General features: G+C 39.8%; 1 pseudogene. It reads right to left on the reverse strand.

The features are described 5' to 3' along the window. A pseudogene (locus tag ACFIK8_RS12835) lies at nt 1-194 on the reverse strand (YggS family pyridoxal phosphate-dependent enzyme); the annotation flags it as partial. Nucleotides 195-256 lie beyond the last annotated feature (62 nt).

Here is a 256-nt window from a genome sequence, read left to right on the forward strand (position 1 = left end):
CGGTTTTCTGCAAAAACAGACTGACCTGCTTGCAAAAGGGGGAAAATATGATCTGCAGAGACAGTTTTTGAAACAGCGATCAGTTGAACCTCTTCTAAGGGGCGATTCATGTTTTGACATATTTCAATAATGTCTTTTTGGAGGTTTTTCCATGCTTCGACGGAAGGAATATACGGGGTAGCTTGTGTGTTCATTTTTTGTGCTTTGTCGTTTTTGTTGGGGGATTGGGGCGTTATTTGTAAAAGCTTTGTAAAAT

The organism is Bartonella sp. MR168JLCBS, from assembly GCF_042194175.1.